The sequence below is a fragment of the Psychrobacter sp. A3 genome (assembly GCF_028823565.1).
Lineage (GTDB): Bacteria > Pseudomonadota > Gammaproteobacteria > Pseudomonadales > Moraxellaceae > Psychrobacter > Psychrobacter celer.
In genome coordinates this window covers 1-655 of sequence record NZ_JAPEHS010000178.1, presented here as the reverse complement: position 1 = coordinate 655, position 655 = coordinate 1, and the positions used below count along the sequence as shown (strand labels likewise).

Here is a 655-nt window from a genome sequence, read left to right as displayed (position 1 = left end):
ACGCTGGCGCTGAGCCTCAAACCTCCCTACTGGTAACACGGCTACAAGGCGAACAAACGATTCGCCTGCCTGTACAAACGTACAGCCGCGGCCAGCTGGTGCTCCCCAGACTCACCATCAAAACCGTCTACCCGCTCGGCATTATGCGCGCATGGTCTTATGTGTATTTTGCCCGTCGCGCTTGGGTGTATCCCAAACCTGAGGCTTTTGATTGGCAAGCACAGTATGCGCTAGCCAATGAAAAAGATCTGCCAACAGGTGGGCAATATCAGCAAGGTCAAGATGATTTTGAGCGGCTCGACAACTATATCGAAGGTGAGTCGCTGGCCCGTGTGTCGTGGGGGCATGTGGCACGCGGTCAAGGCATGTTTACCAAGCATTTTGCCGATCCGGTCGGTCATGAGCAAACGTTGGATTATGCCGATATGCCAGCCGCGCATCATGAACAAAAACTGGCACAGCTGGCTTATGGCGTACAGACCTTGGGTGAGCTGGGCGTACCCTTTACGATGCAACTACCGCAAGATAAGCCTGCCGGCGCAGCGATGGGGGCAGGTGACAGCTTTGTACAAGCGTGCTTGCTAAGGTTGGCAAAAGCGCCATGAATCATTCTACACAGCCTTTATCAAAAAAAACGATAGCGTCATCGAGTCGC

General features: G+C 53.6%; 1 pseudogene. It reads left to right on the top strand.

What is annotated here, in order from left to right:
• Window positions 1-605, top strand: a pseudogene (locus tag NK638_RS12370) (hypothetical protein); the annotation flags it as partial.
• Window positions 606-655: the final 50 nt, after the last annotated feature.